16 protein-coding genes are annotated in these 15,644 nt (G+C 65.5%); 7 read left to right on the forward strand and 9 right to left on the reverse strand.

Annotated elements, in window-relative coordinates; translation table 11 throughout:
* The first annotated feature begins 46 nt into the window (after nt 1-46).
* The 4 genes from mnmG to Q0139_RS15420 are packed head-to-tail and all read left to right on the forward strand — an operon-like array spanning nt 47 to nt 4,213.
* The gene (gene mnmG / locus Q0139_RS15405) at nt 47-1,909 is read left to right on the forward strand and encodes a tRNA uridine-5-carboxymethylaminomethyl(34) synthesis enzyme MnmG (RefSeq protein ID WP_298024129.1); all 1,863 of its coding nucleotides are present in this window, start codon (nt 47-49) and stop codon (nt 1,907-1,909) included.
* Entirely contained in the window at nt 1,906-2,538 is a 633-nt protein-coding gene (rsmG, locus tag Q0139_RS15410; protein ID WP_298024132.1) for a 16S rRNA (guanine(527)-N(7))-methyltransferase RsmG, read from the forward strand. Before mnmG ends, rsmG begins: the two co-directional genes overlap by 4 nt.
* Nucleotides 2,535-3,317 (forward strand): ParA family protein, encoded by a 783-nt coding sequence (locus Q0139_RS15415; protein WP_298024134.1) that lies wholly within the window; start codon nt 2,535-2,537, stop codon nt 3,315-3,317. The genes rsmG and Q0139_RS15415 overlap by 4 nt, the downstream gene beginning before the upstream one ends.
* Complete coding sequence (locus Q0139_RS15420) at nt 3,314-4,213, forward strand: ParB/RepB/Spo0J family partition protein (protein ID WP_298024138.1); 900 nt, start codon at nt 3,314-3,316, stop codon at nt 4,211-4,213. The genes Q0139_RS15415 and Q0139_RS15420 overlap by 4 nt, the downstream gene beginning before the upstream one ends.
* A 121-nt stretch (nt 4,214-4,334) precedes the next feature.
* Here the strand turns inward: Q0139_RS15420 and holA are convergent, their stop codons facing one another.
* From holA to Q0139_RS15440, 4 genes are all read right to left on the reverse strand, one after another.
* Nucleotides 4,335-5,360 carry a DNA polymerase III subunit delta gene (gene holA / locus Q0139_RS15425; RefSeq protein WP_298024141.1) on the reverse strand — a complete coding sequence of 342 codons (1,026 nt, stop codon included), beginning with the start codon at nt 5,358-5,360 and terminating at the stop codon, nt 4,335-4,337.
* Nucleotides 5,357-5,884 carry an LPS assembly lipoprotein LptE gene (lptE, locus tag Q0139_RS15430; protein ID WP_298024186.1) on the reverse strand — a complete coding sequence of 176 codons (528 nt, stop codon included), beginning with the start codon at nt 5,882-5,884 and terminating at the stop codon, nt 5,357-5,359. The genes holA and lptE overlap by 4 nt, the downstream gene beginning before the upstream one ends.
* Nucleotides 5,885-5,976: 92 nt before the next feature.
* A complete protein-coding gene (gene leuS / locus Q0139_RS15435) occupies nt 5,977-8,508 on the reverse strand; it encodes a leucine--tRNA ligase (protein ID WP_298024144.1) in 2,532 nt (843 codons plus the stop codon).
* 47 nt (nt 8,509-8,555) lie between these two features.
* Entirely contained in the window at nt 8,556-8,990 is a 435-nt protein-coding gene (locus Q0139_RS15440; protein WP_298024147.1) for a DUF3576 domain-containing protein, read from the reverse strand.
* A gap of 217 nt (nt 8,991-9,207) precedes the next feature.
* Here Q0139_RS15440 and Q0139_RS15445 point away from each other — a divergent pair, with 217 nt between their 5' ends.
* Nucleotides 9,208-9,924: a porin gene (locus Q0139_RS15445; RefSeq protein ID WP_298024149.1), complete on the forward strand. Its 717-nt coding sequence runs from the start codon at nt 9,208-9,210 to the stop codon at nt 9,922-9,924.
* A gap of 12 nt (nt 9,925-9,936) precedes the next feature.
* Here Q0139_RS15445 and Q0139_RS15450 read toward each other — a convergent pair whose 3' ends face one another.
* Complete coding sequence (locus Q0139_RS15450; RefSeq protein WP_298024152.1) at nt 9,937-10,521, reverse strand: thiamine phosphate synthase; 585 nt, start codon at nt 10,519-10,521, stop codon at nt 9,937-9,939.
* Here Q0139_RS15450 and Q0139_RS15455 point away from each other — a divergent pair.
* Complete coding sequence (locus Q0139_RS15455; RefSeq protein ID WP_298024156.1) at nt 10,520-11,203, forward strand: YggS family pyridoxal phosphate-dependent enzyme; 684 nt, start codon at nt 10,520-10,522, stop codon at nt 11,201-11,203. The two genes, Q0139_RS15450 and Q0139_RS15455, sit on opposite strands and share 2 nt — an antisense overlap.
* 108 nt (nt 11,204-11,311) lie before the next feature.
* On the forward strand, nt 11,312-11,980 hold the full coding sequence (locus Q0139_RS15460; RefSeq protein ID WP_298024159.1) for an HAD family phosphatase: 669 nt from the start codon (nt 11,312-11,314) through the stop codon (nt 11,978-11,980).
* Between the two features lie 3 nt (nt 11,981-11,983).
* Here the strand turns inward: Q0139_RS15460 and ribA are convergent, their stop codons facing one another.
* From ribA to Q0139_RS15480, 4 genes are all read right to left on the reverse strand, one after another.
* Complete coding sequence (ribA, locus tag Q0139_RS15465) at nt 11,984-13,048, reverse strand: GTP cyclohydrolase II (RefSeq protein ID WP_298024162.1); 1,065 nt, start codon at nt 13,046-13,048, stop codon at nt 11,984-11,986.
* Entirely contained in the window at nt 13,041-13,835 is a 795-nt protein-coding gene (locus Q0139_RS15470) for an exodeoxyribonuclease III (RefSeq protein WP_298024165.1), read from the reverse strand. The genes ribA and Q0139_RS15470 overlap by 8 nt, the downstream gene beginning before the upstream one ends.
* Nucleotides 13,836-14,327: 492 nt before the next feature.
* The gene (locus Q0139_RS15475; RefSeq protein ID WP_298024168.1) at nt 14,328-14,960 is read right to left on the reverse strand and encodes an outer membrane lipoprotein carrier protein LolA; all 633 of its coding nucleotides are present in this window, start codon (nt 14,958-14,960) and stop codon (nt 14,328-14,330) included.
* Between the two features lie 111 nt (nt 14,961-15,071).
* Nucleotides 15,072-15,644, reverse strand: a 573-nt coding sequence (locus Q0139_RS15480; RefSeq protein ID WP_298024171.1) for a DNA translocase FtsK, incomplete at its 5' end; no start/stop codon positions are given.

The raw sequence follows: 15,644 nt of genomic DNA on the forward strand, positions 1-15,644 counted from the left end.
ACGTGGAACGCTTTTCCTGGCCCGGTACCGGTGATATGGGCGCGCCATGAATCGGCGGCAATATGATGTGATCGTGGTCGGGGGCGGCCATGCCGGATGTGAGGCGGCTGCAGCGGCCGCACGCGTTGGTGCGCATGTTGCGCTGGTATCGATGCGGCGCGACATGATCGGCGCCATGTCCTGCAATCCCGCAATCGGCGGGCTGGGGAAGGGGCATCTGGTCCGCGAGGTCGATGCGTTCGACGGCCTGATCGGCCGCGCGGCCGATGCAGCGGCCATCCATTACCGTATGCTCAACCGCAGCAAGGGCGCGGCGGTTCGAGGACCGCGCGTGCAGGCCGATCGGAAACTCTATCGTGATGCAATCCACCGCCTGATAGGCGAGCAAGGCAATCTCAACATCGTTGAGGCCGAGGCGACGGCGCTGCGGCTTGCTGACAACGGTGCCATAGTGACCGGCCTCGTGATCGACCGCGGCGCTGAGGAACTTGCCGCGCGCGCGGTGATCCTTGCGACCGGGACGTTTCTGGGGGCGAGGCTGCATTTCGGCATGGAGAATCATGCCGGGGGCCGGGCCGGGGAGCGCGCGGCTACGGAGCTGGCGAAGCAGCTTTACGATGCCGAACTGCCCATGGCGCGGCTCAAGACGGGAACGCCGCCGCGGCTCGATGGCCGCACGATCGACTGGGCGGGACTGGAACGGCAGGAGTCGGATCCGGACGGTTGGACGATGTCGCCTGCCACGGCCACCCGATGCAATCCGCAGCTCTTCTGTGCGATAACGCGGACCAATAGCGAAACGCACGATATCATCCGGGGTGCGCTTGATCGATCGCCGCTGTTTTCGGGTGAAATCGATGGGCAGGGGCCGCGCTATTGTCCCTCGATCGAGGACAAGATTCATCGCTTCGGTGATCGCGACGGTCATCAGATTTTCCTCGAACCCGAAGGGCTGGACGATCCGCTGGTCTATCCGAACGGCATTTCAACATCTCTTCCCGCCGATGTGCAGCTGGCCTTTCTGCGGACAATATCGGGACTGGAGCGCGTCGAGATCGCGAAGCCCGGCTATGCCGTTGAATATGACCATGTCGATCCGCGCATTCTCGGCCATGATCTGGGCGTACGGACGATGCCGGGACTGTATCTCGCCGGGCAGATCAACGGCACCACGGGATATGAGGAGGCGGCGGCACAGGGGCTTGTGGCCGGGATCAATGCCGCGCGCTTTGCGCTAGGCGAAGCGCGCGCGACCCTGACGCGCGACCAAAGCTATATCGGCGTCATGATCGACGATCTCGTGCTGCAGGGGGTCACCGAGCCCTATCGTATGCTGACGGCGCGTGCCGAATATCGCCTTCGCCTCCGCTCGGACAACGCGACGAGCCGGCTTACGGCCGTTGCGGACCAATGGGGCTGCCTATCGCCGGGACGGCGCCGGGCCGCAGAGGCGTATATAGATTCGAGGGATAGGGCGTTGACAGCAATGTCCGAACCCGTTCGCGCGGATTTGGCCGAGCGCGCGGGGGTCCCGGTCGGCCAGCACCGGGAGACGCGCTCGCTTGCCGAGTGGTTGGCCCTGCCGTGCGATGGTGCGGCATCGGCACGGCGAATGGCGCCCGGGTTGGACGGTATTGCCGAAAGCGCTCTCGAAGAGGCGATCGAGGACACGCGCTACAAGCCCTATCTCGAGCGTCAGGCCGGCGAGATCGCACGGCTGCGATCCGACGAAGCGGTGCGCATTCCCGAGACGCTGGACTTTGCCACTATTCCGGGGCTTTCGAACGAAATGGTCGAACGGTTGACCCGTGCGCAGCCCGCAACGCTCGGCGAAGCATCGCGCATTCGCGGAATCACGCCCGCTGCGCTCGCCGCAATTCTTGTTCACGCCCGCAAGCGCGCAGCATGATGGACGAAGCCGGGGCGAAGGCCTGGTTGCGCGATGCGTTCGATGTTTCACGTGAAACATTGGAGCGACTCGAGGCCTATGTCGCGCTCCTGCTGGCCGAAGCCAAAAGCCAGAACCTGATCGCGCACTCGACGTTCGATTCAGTCTGGAGTCGCCACATCGTCGATTCCGCGCAACTACTGTCATTCGCGGACACATCGGACCCATCGCGGCGCTGGCTCGATATTGGTACGGGGCCGGGGCTGCCCGGCCTCGTCCTCGCGATCCTGGGTTGTCAGGTGACCCTCGTCGAATCGCGCGGCCGACGCGTCACCTTTCTCTACGAGGCGGCGGAAACCCTCGATTTGCAAGCGAATATCAGGATCGAAGGCAAGCGTCTCGAAACGGTCGAAACGGTCCGCCATGACATTGTGGCGGCTCGTGCCTTTGCGCCCATGGCCAAGACATTCGAACTCGCCGCCCGCTTTCTCGGCAAGGACGGCATGTGGATATTGCCACGGGGTAAGTCTGTGGAGGAGGAACTGGCCGCCGCTCGCGACTCGTGGCAGGGTGACTTCCAGACTGTCCAAAGTGTAACGAATTCCGAAGCGTTCATTGTCGTCGCGCGGAATGTCAGGAGGCGAAAATGATCCGCATTGCGGTCGCCAATCAGAAAGGCGGGGTCGGAAAGACGACGACGGCGATCAACCTCGCCACGGCGCTCGCCGCCTCGGGTTGGAAGGTGCTCCTGATCGACTTGGATCCGCAAGGCAATGCTTCGACCGGCCTCGGCGTGCCGTCCGAAGCGCGGAAGCTTTCGACCTATGAGCTTCTGACCGGCGATGCCACTGTGGAAGAATCGGTCATGCCGACCCGCGTTCCGCGCCTCGATCTCATTCCGGCAACCGTCGACCTGTCGGGCGCGGAAATCGAGCTTGTCGATATCGACCGCCGAACCGAACGCCTCGATATTGCCTTGGCCGATGCGCCTCAGGGGCGATGGGACATCTGCCTGATCGATTGCCCGCCTTCGCTGGGATTGTTGACTGTGAACGCGCTCGTTGCCGCACCGTCTCTGCTTGTGCCGCTGCAATGCGAGTTCTTTGCGCTCGAGGGGTTGAGCCAGCTGCTCAATACCGTCGAGCGCGTCCGCGCGCGGTTCAATCCCGATATTTCGATCTTCGGCGTCGTGCTGACGATGTACGACCGGCGCAACAATCTCTCAGGCCAGGTCGCCGACGATGTTCGCGCCGTGCTCGGCAAGCTCGTCTTCGATACCGTGATTCCCCGCAATGTGCGGCTGTCCGAGGCGCCGAGCCATGGGCTTCCCGCGCTGATCTACGATATGAACTGCCCCGGATCCGAAGCCTATATGGCGCTCGCCCGCGAGACGATCGCGCGGCTGCCGGCCAAGGCGGAAGCCGCATGAGCGATCCGAAGGAAAAGCCCGTCAAGCGCCGCCCGACCGGTCTCGGGCGCGGACTCTCGTCGCTTCTGGGCGAGGTCGAGAAGGAAGCGCCGGTCTCTGGCCCCACGCCCGATGACGGCGCGGTGCAGCTACTCCCGGTCGACCGCATTTCGCCGCATCCCGATCAGCCGCGCCGCCATTTCGACGACGAGGCGCTGGGCGAACTGGCGAAGTCGATCGAGGCGCGCGGCGTCATCCAGCCGATCGTCGTCCGGCCCGCCGGTCGCGGCTATCAGATCGTCGCCGGCGAACGCCGCTGGCGGGCCGCGCAACGGGCGCGGCTCCATGACGTCCCGGTCATCGTCCGCGATTTCGACGATGCCGAAACGCTTGAGATCGCGCTGGTCGAGAATATCCAGCGCGAGGATCTCAATGCGATCGAAGAGGCCGAAGCCTATAAGCGGCTGATCGACGATTTCGGCCATAGCCAGGCGGCGCTCGCCCGGCTGGTGCACAAGTCGCGCAGCCATGTCGCCAACCTGCTCCGGCTCCTCGACCTGCCGGAAGCAGTGCGCGCGATGGTCGTCGAGGGCACGCTCGACATGGGCCATGCCCGCGCGATCATTTCGGCGCCCGATGCCGAGCAGCTTGCGAAACGCATTGTCAACGAAGGCCTTTCGGTGCGCGCAGCCGAAGCGCTCGCACGTGACGCCAAGCCTTCGACCGGCGCGAAAGCGTCGAAAGCCCCGGCGGAGCGCGATCCCGATATCGTCGCGCTCGAAAGGCGGCTCGGCGATGCACTGGGCCTCAAGGTGCGTGTCGATCATCAGGGGAAGGGCGGCTCGGTCAAGCTCGACTATTCGACGCTCGATCAGCTCGACCTGATCTGCCTGCGGTTGAGCGGCGGCAGTTTCTAACGCGTTGCCGGGCCCGACTGTCCGTTAGCCCTGAGCTTGTCGAAGGGCGTTTCTCCATCGAGAGCCGGGCTTCGCCAAGCTCAGCCCTAACGGAATTGGGCTCAGCCAAAGACCGACAAACCTAGCGCAGCGAACGCGCCTTGCGCGTGATCGCGAACAGCTCCTCGTCGACACCGATCGGACCGGCACCGCCCGAGCTCTTGACGGCACGCTCGGCGGTCAACGTCCGCTCGATCGCCGTCGCCAGCGCATCCGAGCGCCAGCGGCGCAATTGTCCCGAAATGCTGTCGCGATCCTTCCAGAAGATCGAACGCCCCGCCTTGGCGATCACGGAATCGGTGCTGTTGCCCTGTTCGACCTCGGCGCGGAGCCGGGCGAGAAGGTGCAGCCGTTGCCGCACGCTCCAGAGCACGGGAATGCCTTCCTTGCCCTCCATGCGGAGCCGGTCGAGCTCCTGGTCGAGCTCGTCGACACGGCCCGTGAGAACCAGATCGGCAAGCTTCATCATGTCGCCGTCCTCGCTCGCCGCGCCCACGGCATCGACCGCCTGATGGTCGAGCTTGCGCGGCCGATCGGGCGCCGCGTCGAGATAATTGGCGTATTTGGCGATCTCCGAATCGAGGATCGAGCGGTTGCCGCCGCAGGCCTGCGCCAGCCGGTGCGCGACATCGGGGGTGACCTGCACGCCGGCCTGCTGCGCTGCCTCGATCACCATCCGATCCGCGTCGCGCCCCTCGAGCGGGTAGCTGGCAAAGGCCATGATCGCCTTGCTGGCGTTGGCAAGCTTGACGAGCCGGCTGTTGCCGCGCAGCGCATCGCCGACCGCGACGACCGGATTGCCCGCCTTCTCGGCGCTTTCCAGCGCTTCGACGGCGGCGAAGATTTCGTCGCCTGCGGGATCGATCCGGATCCAGCGCTTGACGCCGAACAGCGAGATGGCGGCTGCTTCGTCGGCGAGCAGCGCGGGATCAGACTTGAGATCGGACGCGGAAAGATCGACGCGCTCGGCCTCGGCACCCATGGCCTGACCGAGTTTGGCCGCCAGCGCTTCCGAACCGGGACGGTCTGGGCCGTAAACGAGATAGAGCCGGATGTCGTCGGATGGCGCTGCCAGCGCCCGTTCGATCTCGTGCCGCTTGGCCTTCACTGAACCGCTTCGGTTTCGAGCTCCAGCTGCTGCTGGTCGGCCCGGCGTTGGGCATAGAGCGCGATCCGCGCGACGATCTCGTCGGCGACGATCTCGGTCAGCCTTTCAAGCGCGGTGTTCTCCGCCGCGATCGTCGCATATTCGGAGGAAACGACGTCGATGCCCGAATCGGACCCTGCCGTGTCGTCGAGCAGCACGGTGCCGCGATCGGCGGTGACGAGCTGAAACCGCGCGCGCAGGGCACGGCGTTCGCGGGTCACGGCATTGTCGGCGCGCACGCCGAAACCCGTGATCTGGTCATCGAGCACGACTTCGAGCCGGTAGCGCGGCTCCTGCTGCACCACCGCGCCGAGCCGCGCCTGCAGTGCGCCGCGCATCAGATAGCCGGCGCGCCCCGGAATTTCGCCGACCTCAACCGCGCCGAGCGTCTGCGCCGACGCGCTATTGGCGTTCCCATAGAGCGGGCGCAGGCCGCAGGAGGAGAGAAGGGGGGCGGCGAGGAAGAGAGCCAGCACGACGAGAATCCAACCGCGCTCACCCTGAGCCTGTCGAAGGGTGTTCGAACCGGACCCTTCGACAGGCTCAGGGTAAGCGCGGGGGGGATGGCGATGGCGCATCACGCGACGATGTTTACCAGTCGATCGGGCACGACGATAACCTTTTTCGGCTCCGCCCCGTCGAGCGTGCGGACGATCTTGTCCGATGCGAGCGCCATCGCTTCCAGTTCGGCCTTGGCCGCGCCCTTGGCCGCGCTCAGCGTGTCGCGCAGCTTGCCGTTGACCTGCACCGCAATGGTAACCTCATCCTCGACGAGCAGGCTCTCGTCCACGTCCGGCCAAGCGGCGTCGGCGGCCAGGCCTTCCTCGCCCAGCTTGGCCCAGGCTTCTTCGGCGAGATGCGGGACCATCGGCGCGACGAGACGCACCAGCATCGCCACCGCATTGTCGCGGCTGGCGGAGGCATTGGCCTTTTCGATCGCATTGGCGAGTTCATAGATCTTCGCGACCGCCTTGTTGAATCCCAGCGACTCGATATCCTCGGCGACTCCGGCGATCGTCTGGTGCAGCTTGCGGTCGAGGTCGCGATCTTCCTTAGGGGCCTCTCCCGTGCCGCCGCGTTCGCCATCGACCAGCCGCCAGAGCCGCTGGACGAAGCGCCACGCGCCCTCGATCCCTGCCTCGCTCCACGGCAAATCGCGCTCGGGCGGCGAATCGGACAGCATGAACCATCGCACGGCATCGGCGCCGTACTGGTCGACGATGGGATCGGGATCGACGACGTTCTTCTTCGACTTCGACATCTTCTCGACGCGGCCGGGAGAGACCGGCGCGCCGCCCTCGACCATGATCCAGTCATCGCCGTCCTTGCGGACCTCATCGGGTGAGAGCCAGCTGCCGTCCCCCGCCTGATAGGTCTCGTGCGTCACCATGCCCTGCGTGAACAGCCCGGTGAACGGCTCCTTGATGTCGAGCATGCCCATGCGATTGAGCGCGCGCGTCCAGAAGCGGGCGTAGAGCAGATGCAGGATCGCATGCTCGACGCCGCCGATATACTGGCCGACGGGCAGCCATTTCTCGGCCTCTGTCTTGTCGAAGGGCCTGTCGTGGGGCTGGCTCGCGAAGCGGATGAAATACCAGCTAGAATCGGCGAACGTGTCGAGCGTGTCGGTTTCGCGCCGCGCCGGCTCTCCGCATTCCGGGCAGTCGACATGTTTCCATGTCGGGTGCCGGTCGAGCGGATTGCCCGGCGTTTCGAAGTCGATATCCTCGGGTAGCACGACGGGCAGCTGGTCCTTGGGCACGGCGACGGGCCCGCATTCATCGCAATGGACGATCGGGATCGGCGTGCCCCAATAGCGCTGGCGCGACACGCCCCAGTCGCGCAGCCGCCATTCGGTCGTGCCCTCGCCCCAGCCTTCGTCTTCAGCACGAGCGATGACCGCCGCCTTGGCGTCTTCGATTTCCATGCCGTCGAGGAAGCGCGAATTGACGAGCGTGCCCTCACCGGAAAACGCTTCGTCGCCTTGATATTCGGAATCGGTGCGCTCGCCGTCGGCAACGACGCGGCGGACGGGCAGGCCGTATTTGCGGGCGAAGTCGAGGTCGCGCTGGTCGTGCGCGGGCACGCCGAAGACCGCGCCGGTGCCGTAATCCATCAGCACGAAATTGGCGATGTAGAGCGGCAGCTCCCATTCCTCCTGGAACGGGTGAAGCACGGTCAGCCCGGTGTCGTAGCCCTTCTTCTCGGCCGTTTCGAGTTCGGCGGCGGTCGTCCCGCCGGCCTGGCATTCGGCGATGAAGGCGGCCGCCTTCGCATCCTTTTCGGCCAGCGCCTGGGCGAGCGGATGATCGGGCGCGACGGCGACGAAGCTGGCGCCGAAGATCGTGTCGGGCCGCGTCGTGAAGACGGTGAGCGTGCCCTGCCCGGCAACGGTCTCGCCCAGCTTGAAGCGGAAGCGCAGCCCCTGGCTCTTGCCGATCCAGTTTTCCTGCATCAGCCGCACCTTGTCGGGCCACTGATCGAGCTCGCCCAGCCCCGCGAGAAGCTCGTCGGCGAAATCGGTGATCTTGAGGAACCACTGGCTGAGCTTGCGCCGTTCGACGGGCGCGCCCGAGCGCCAGCCCTTGCCGTCGATCACCTGCTCGTTGGCGAGCACGGTCATGTCGACAGGGTCCCAGTTGACCGCGCTTTCCTTGCGATAGACGAGACCCGCCTCGTAGAAATCGAGGAACAACGCCTGCTCATGCCCGTAATAATCGGGCTCGCAGGTGGCCAGTTCGCGGCTCCAGTCGAGCGCGAAACCCAGCCGCTTCAGCTGCGATCGCATCGCGGCGATGTTCGCGCGCGTCCATTCGCCGGGATGGACCTTCTTCTCCATCGCCGCATTTTCCGCCGGCATGCCGAAGGCGTCCCAGCCCATCGGGTGCAGCACCTCATGCCCCGTCATCCGGCGATAGCGGGCGAGCACGTCGCCCATCGTATAGTTGCGGACATGGCCCATATGGATGCGCCCCGATGGATAGGGGAACATCTCGAGGACGTAGCTTTTCGGCTTTTGCGCGTCGCTATCGGCGGTGAAGGTCCCGGCGTCTTCCCAGGCCTTCTGCCAGCGCGCATCGGCCGCTTGCGGATTGAAGCGAGACGGCATGGCGCTTTCTTTCGGTCAGTTCGGCATTGGCCGCAAGGGCCGTGTTGCTATCCGATTACGGCGTTGCGGCGAAGCTCGCGGGCGCGGGTGAGGATGATCTCCTCGAGCCGCTGGACGGTCGCCGCCTGCACCGGCGCTTCGAGCCATTGCGAACCGTTGTAGAGCTGCCGCGAGGCGGCGACGCTGAGCGCATCGGCGCGCAGGTTCGTATCGAGGATCGATACGGTTACCTTCATCCGCTCGGTCGGCGCGGCGGGGTTGGCGTACCAGTCGGTGATGATCACGCCGCTGCTCGCATCGGCCTGCACCAGCGGCGCGAAATCGAGCGTGTCGAGCGCCGCGCGCCACAAATAGCTGTTGACGCCGATCGTCGTGACCTGGGCCGGGGCCAGCTCGCGCTGCGGCCGGTCGTCGCCTCCGCCGCAGGCGGCCAGCGCGAGCGCCGGGACGGCGGCAAGGGTGATGACGGAAATACGGGGCATGATACTCACCTCGTCGGGAAGCGTTATGGTGTCGCAAAAGCGCAATGGCCCCCGCTTATAGAGGTTCGCCTTGGCCCCGCAAGCCGGGTTTTGGCGATTGGGGGTGCGCGGCTGTGGAGAGTCGGCAACAGTCGGCCGGATTCGACTCAGAAGCGGCTGGAATGACTCGGCCTCTTCATGTTAGGGCAATGTCGCAGGGAGAAATATCTCAAGGGTCATGACAGGGCGTTTTCTCATCACGGTGCTTTCCGCGAGCACGATTCTTGCCGCCGGTGCGATGCTTTCCGCCGGTGAGGCAGAGTCGCAGGCGCGTTCGCTGTCGATGCGGCCGAGCTCGATGGGCACCTTCACGCCTGCCTCCGCCGATCCGCGGATGGCCCGCGAACTGCGCCGCGCCGGCATTTCGAGCCGCGGCATGCGGTTCACGCCGTCCTCGCGTCGCGACGATGACCAGCCCGTGACCGTCGCCGTGCGTGCCCGCGCCAACACCCCTGCCCAGGCGGCGCGCGAAGCCGAAGTCGCGATGGCGACGACGTCGGCGACCTCGGTCACGGCGATCACGCCGTCGGCATATAATCTCGGCGTCTCGGTCGGCTGGCGGCGCTTCGCCATTTCCGGCGATGTCGGACGGGTCGACAGCGGCCTGCTTCCGGGCCGCAGCCGCGAATCGGCCGATGTCGGCGTTTCCTATTCGGGCAATCGCTGGTCGACCCGCGTGCAGATCTCCGCCGATCGCCCGACCGAACAGACGCCGAGCCTGATCGGCGACGACGAGCGCGTGGCACTCGATGTCGGCGGCTCCTATTCGATTGCGCGCAACATCGATATCACCGGCGGCGTCCGCTATCAGCGGCAATACCGGATCGAGCGCCCGGCGCAGGACGACCGGCAGGACAGCCAGGCCGTCTATGTCGGAACCGCCTTCCGCTTCTAGCGCGACCGGTTTTCAGCCTTTCGGCGTGAGCGCGCCGATCCCCGCCCAGCCGTAAATCCCGAAGCGCCGCAAGGCTTTTGCGCGTGCTGCGTTCATACCGCCCAGCGCGATGACGGGCGCTGCCGCTTGTTGCGCCAATGCGCCGAATCGCAGCGCGCCCAGAGCGGGCTCGCCGGGATGCGAGGCTGTTGGGAAAGCGGGTGACAAAAAGACCGCATCGGCACCGGTCTTCGAAGCCGCAACCATCTCACGGGCATTGTGGACGGCGACGGTGCGAATCATCTTGGCAGGGGCCTTCAGCGGCGTGCGCGAATGCCACCCATCGGCCTTGGCGGCGCGGGCGAGTTGCCGGCTGCCCGCGACCACGAACGCCAGATGCCGGCGGTTGGCGATCTTGCGAATCCGGCGCGCCATCGCCCGGCGTTCGGGATCGGACAGGCTGTAATGCCGAAAAACGATGCCGCTCCCGCGCGGCAGCGCTTCGATGGCGTGCCATAGCGCGTCGCCCTGCCGCTCGTCGGTCATCAGCCACAGCCGGGGCAGGGGAAAAGGAAGAGGGTGGCCGCGCCGCACGACGGTTTCTATAGCATCGGCCATGACCGCAGGCGATATCCAAGGCACTCCCGAAACGCGGCTCGAAGCCGTCCGCGAGACGATGGCGCGAGCGGCGAAGAAGGCGGGGCGCGATACCGGAGAGATCGAGCTCATCGCGATTTCGAAGACGCATGATGCAGACGCGATCCGGCCGCTGCTCGACGCCGGCCAGCGCGTCTTCGGCGAGAATCGGGTGCAGGAGGCACAGGCCAAATGGCCCGAACTGCGCGACGCCTATTCCGATGTGGAACTGCACCTTGTCGGCCAGCTGCAATCGAACAAGGCGGCCGATGCGGTCGAACTGTTCGATGCGATCCATTCGGTCGACCGGCCATCGCTCGTCAAGGCGCTGAAAAAGGCGTTCGCCAACACCGAACGGCGCCCTATGCTGTTCGTCCAGGTCGATATTGGCGAGGAGGAGCAGAAGGGCGGCTGCGCGATCGACGCGCTGCCCGCCTTTCTCGATCGCTGCCGCGAGGCGGGGCTGGAGATCGCCGGGCTGATGTGCGTGCCGCCGCTCGATACCGAACCTGCCCCCTATTTCGCGCTGCTCGCCAAACTGGCGAAGGAAAACAGACTGGCTGCGCTATCTATGGGTATGTCGGGCGACTATGAGACCGCCGTCATGTGCGGTGCCACGCATGTTCGTGTCGGCACGGCATTGTTCGGTGCGCGCGGAGGTTAGTTCCCGACCGTTTGCCCTGAGCTTGTCGAAGGGCTGCCCTTCTTCTCCAGGTGAAAAAGGCAAAAGCAGGGCTTCGACAAGCTCAGCCCAATCGGAATAGGGATATTCATGCGCTTCGATGCCATCATCTTCGATTTCGACGGGACGATCGTCGACAGCGAAGTCACCGCGAATACGCTCCTCGCCGAACAGCTGACGAGCCTCGGTCTCCCGACGACTCTCGATCAGGCGCTCGACGATTATTGCGGCCATAGCTGGCACTATTGTGCAGGGCTGATCGAGGAGCGGCTGGGGCGGACTTTGCCCGAGGGGTTTCTGGACCGCTTCTACTATACGGCGCGGGACCGGCACCTGCGCGAAATGCGTCTGATCGCGGGGGCCGAAGATTTCATCGCCGCCCATCCCCATCGCGGCCGTGCGATCGCGTCGTCCAACGACCGCGAATGGCTGACCGGTTGTCTCGACCGGCTGGGGATCGCATCGCACTTCGGCGGCCACGTCTACAGCGCCGCCGACCTGCCGCGCGGCAAGCCGCATCCCGACGTTTATCTACACGCTGCCGACGCAGTCGGGGCGTCTCCCTCCCGCGCGCTTGCCATCGAGGACACACCCATTGGCGCGCAATCAGCGGCGGCGGCGGGAATGACGGTTGTCGGCCTCCTCGCCGGCGGCCATGTTCGGGACGGTCATGGCGAACGGCTCAGCGAGGCCGGCGCCCATCACCTCGTTGCCGATTATGCCGAACTCGCGGCGTTGCTTGCCGACCTGGAGCGCTGAAATCTACAACTGGTGGCCGGTCCGGTCGCGTTTCGTCGCGAGATAGCCCTCATTGTGCGCGTTGACGCCATGGATATGCGCTACGCGTTCGGCAATGGCGATCCCGGCGTCCGCCAGCCCCTCCGCCTTGGCCGGATTGTTCGTCATCAGCCGCACCTCGGTCTGGCCGAGCAGCGTCAGCATCCGCGCGGCAATGCCGAAATCGCGCGCATCGATCGCAAAGCCGAGCCGCGTGTTCGCATCGACGGTATCGAATCCCTGATCCTGCAGTGCATAGGCGCGCAGCTTGTTGACGAGCCCGATGCCGCGCCCTTCCTGGCGCAGATAGAGCAGGATGCCCCAACCTTCCTCGGCCATCGCCGCGAGTGCGCCCGAAAGCTGCGGGCCACAATCGCATTTCAACGAGGCGAGTACGTCGCCGGTCAGGCATTCGCTGTGGATTCGCACGAGCGGCGGCTTGCCGCTCGGCGACCCGATTATCAGCGCGACATGCTCCGCGGCATCGGCGCGGTGGCGGAAGGCGACGATCTCGCCTTTCTCGGTTGCGGCGACCGGCAGCTTTGCCCGGGCGGCGATGAACAGGTCGGACGGATCGCGATAGGCGGCCAGATCCTGCGGTTCGACCGCATCGGTCGTCGCCCTGCCGGGCCGCACAAAAACCGCCGGGAGCAAATTCGCCAGCCGCGCCAGCTCCAGCGCGGCGACGGCAAGATCGCCATCGGATTCGGGCAGCGCCTTGAACGGACCCTTGAGCGGCGTCGTCAGATCGAAGGCCGGATCCGCCATGGCGATGGCGGCGGGAAGGTCGTGCCACGATTCGCGGCGGACGCGGACCGGGCGATCGGGTTCGGCCGCTGCCCGCTGATTGGCGAGTTTGAGCGTCTGCGCGCGCCCCGCGCTCAGCAGTATATCGGCCGGCGTGTCGCCGTCGAACGTTTCGAGCGAAGCGCTGTCGGCGGTCTCGATGGCGAGAATCTCGATCGCGCGCTCGCCTTCGGCCAGCGTGACGGGCCAGCCTCGGCGCAGCGCATCGATGGCGCGCGCCGCGCGTTTGCCGCCGTCAGACACGAAATTCCGTCACCAGCGGGACGTGATCGGACGGCTTTTCCCAGCCCCGCACGGGTTCATGGACGTGGTGGGCGACGGCGCGTTTGGCGACGTCCGGGCTCGCCCACATATGATCCAGCCGCCGCCCGCGATCGGACTTCGCCCAATCCTTCGCGCGGTAGCTCCACCAGCTGTAATAGCGTTCGGGCGAGGGAATGAATTCCCGGCCCAGATCGACCCAGTCGTTCGCCGCCTGCAACATGCCCAGCGCCTCGACCTCGACCGGCGTGTGGCTGACGACCTTCAGCAATTGCTTGTGGCTCCAGACATCCGATTCGAGCGGCGCGACATTGAAATCGCCGACGAGCACGGTCGGCTCGTCCAGCGCGTCGGACCATTGCGTCATACGCTCGAGGAAATCGAGCTTCTGTCCGAATTTGGGATTCTGTTCGCGATCCGGCAGATCGCCGCCCGCCGGAATATAGACATTGTCGATCCGGAAACCGCAATCGAGCCGCGCGCCGATATGCCGCGCCTCGCCATTGGTCTGCCAGTCGAAGCAACTCCGGTCGTGCAGCGGCACCTTCGAGACGATCGCGACGCCATGGTGCATCGGTTGGCCGCAGAGGAGCTGGTGCTCATAGCCGGCGGCGCGCAGTGCATCGACCGGGAAGGTGTCATCGACGGTCTTGGTTTCCTGCAGGCAGAGGATGTCGGGCGCTTCCTCGGCGAGAAACTGCTCGACAATGCCGAGGCGGAAGCGGACCGAATTGATGTTCCATGTCGCGATCTTGAGGGTCGAGGCCATGGCGAGGCTCTATACGGGCTGGCGACGAAGCGCCACCGGGGGAGAGTTGTTTGTCGGCTTTGTATTTTGTCAGAGAATTCCTGGCGGAATTCCGCCGCACCGGCCCACACCCCCACCCGGCCTCCCACTTAGTGTATTCTCATGGGAGGCCGGGTGGGGGTGCGGGCTGGTGCGGCGCCGAGCCGAAGGCGAGGTCTGATCAAAAACGTCTGACCCCAAAACCCGAAGGCCCCCGCTCCGGGGGCATTGGAGCGAGGGCCTGGCCTTGCAGTTCGTCACGCAAGGCGGGAGGCGATCCGGGCCGGGCAACAGGGGAAATCCCGGTCGGACCTCTGTGCCTCCACGCCTTCCCTTCTACGCGGAATTTCCTGTCGCGATCATGAATGGCGGTGGGTGATTTCGGCCGGGACGGCGCCGATTATGAGACGATCCGACGGCCGGCGCCGACGAACCGATCCGGCGGCCCGGGGCCGGCTCGGTTTGCCTGCAAAATTACCGGCGGCGGTTGCGTGGCCGGGGGTCGCGATAGCGGAAGGTCGAATCGGCGATCTGCATGCCGAAACGCTGGTTCGACAGCCGGATCGTCGTCAGGTTGTTCTGCGAATCGAGCACCGTCCAGCCGGTCAGCAACAGCCCGCCGGGCGACCCCGCTGAACGTCGGAAATTGATCGTGATCGTCCCGTATTCCGGATGCTCCGGATCGCGCGCACGAACGCGCAGTTCGCCGGAACTGTTCGAAACGACGCGGGCGAAGCGCGATAAATCGCGATCGGGGTTGAGCAGCACGGCGAGCGGCGAATCGCCGATCGGCCAGCGCTGCACCTGGCGGACGTCGTAATCGACAAAGGTCAGCGCGCGGCCGTCCGACACCACGAGCATGTTGACGTCATCCTCATATTCGAAACGGATCCGGCCCGGGCGCTTGAGGAACATCTCGCCGGTGACCGATTGGCCGGCGCGGTTGGTCTCGACGAAGTTCGCGCGCATCGTGTTGACGCTGCGCAGATGCTGCTGGACCTGCGCGAGCGCGTTCTGCTGGGCTTCGGCGGGGGCGGGCTCAACGATCGCGGCGGTGCCGAGCGCGATTGGCGCGGCGGCAAGGGCGAGGGCGGCAAAGCGGTGCATAATCATCTTTCCGTGTCGTGAAACATTCGGCGCCAGACTGGCACTTGGGCATTGAATGCAGAGTGAACCCGGATGTTCCGTGGGGTTCAGGCGAAGCCGTTCCCGAATTCCCTAAACGGGATTGCCCTCGGTATCGATCAGCACCTCGCGCCGCCCGACATGGTTGGCGGGGGATACCTTTCCCTCCGCCTCCATCCGTTCGATCAGCCGCGCCGCATTGTTGTAGCCGACGCGCAGTTGTCGCTGCAGATAACTGGTCGAGGCCTTCTGGCTCTCGGCGACCACCTGGACCGCCCGGCTGTAGAGCTTGTCTTCCTCGGAATCCTCGCCAAGCGGCTGGCCGTCGAGCGCGAAGCCGCCGTCTTCGGGCTCTTCGGTCACTTCCATGATATAGTCGGGCTGCCCCTGTTCGCGCCAGTGATCGGCGACGCGGCGGACTTCCTCGTCGGAGACGAACGGACCGTGGACGCGCGCGATCTGCTTGCCGCCGGGCATGTAGAGCATGTCGCCCTTGCCCAGGAGTTGCTCGGCGCCCTGTTCGCCCAGGATGGTACGCGAATCGATCTTGGACGTGACGGCGAACGAAATCCGCGTCGGCAGGTTCGCCTTGATGACGCCGGTGATGACGTCGACCGAGGGCCGCTGCGTCGCCATGATCAGGTGGATGCCGGCGGCGCGCGCCTT

Origin of the sequence: uncultured Parasphingopyxis sp., from assembly GCF_937129435.1 — a bacterium.
Lineage (GTDB): Bacteria > Pseudomonadota > Alphaproteobacteria > Sphingomonadales > Sphingomonadaceae > Parasphingopyxis.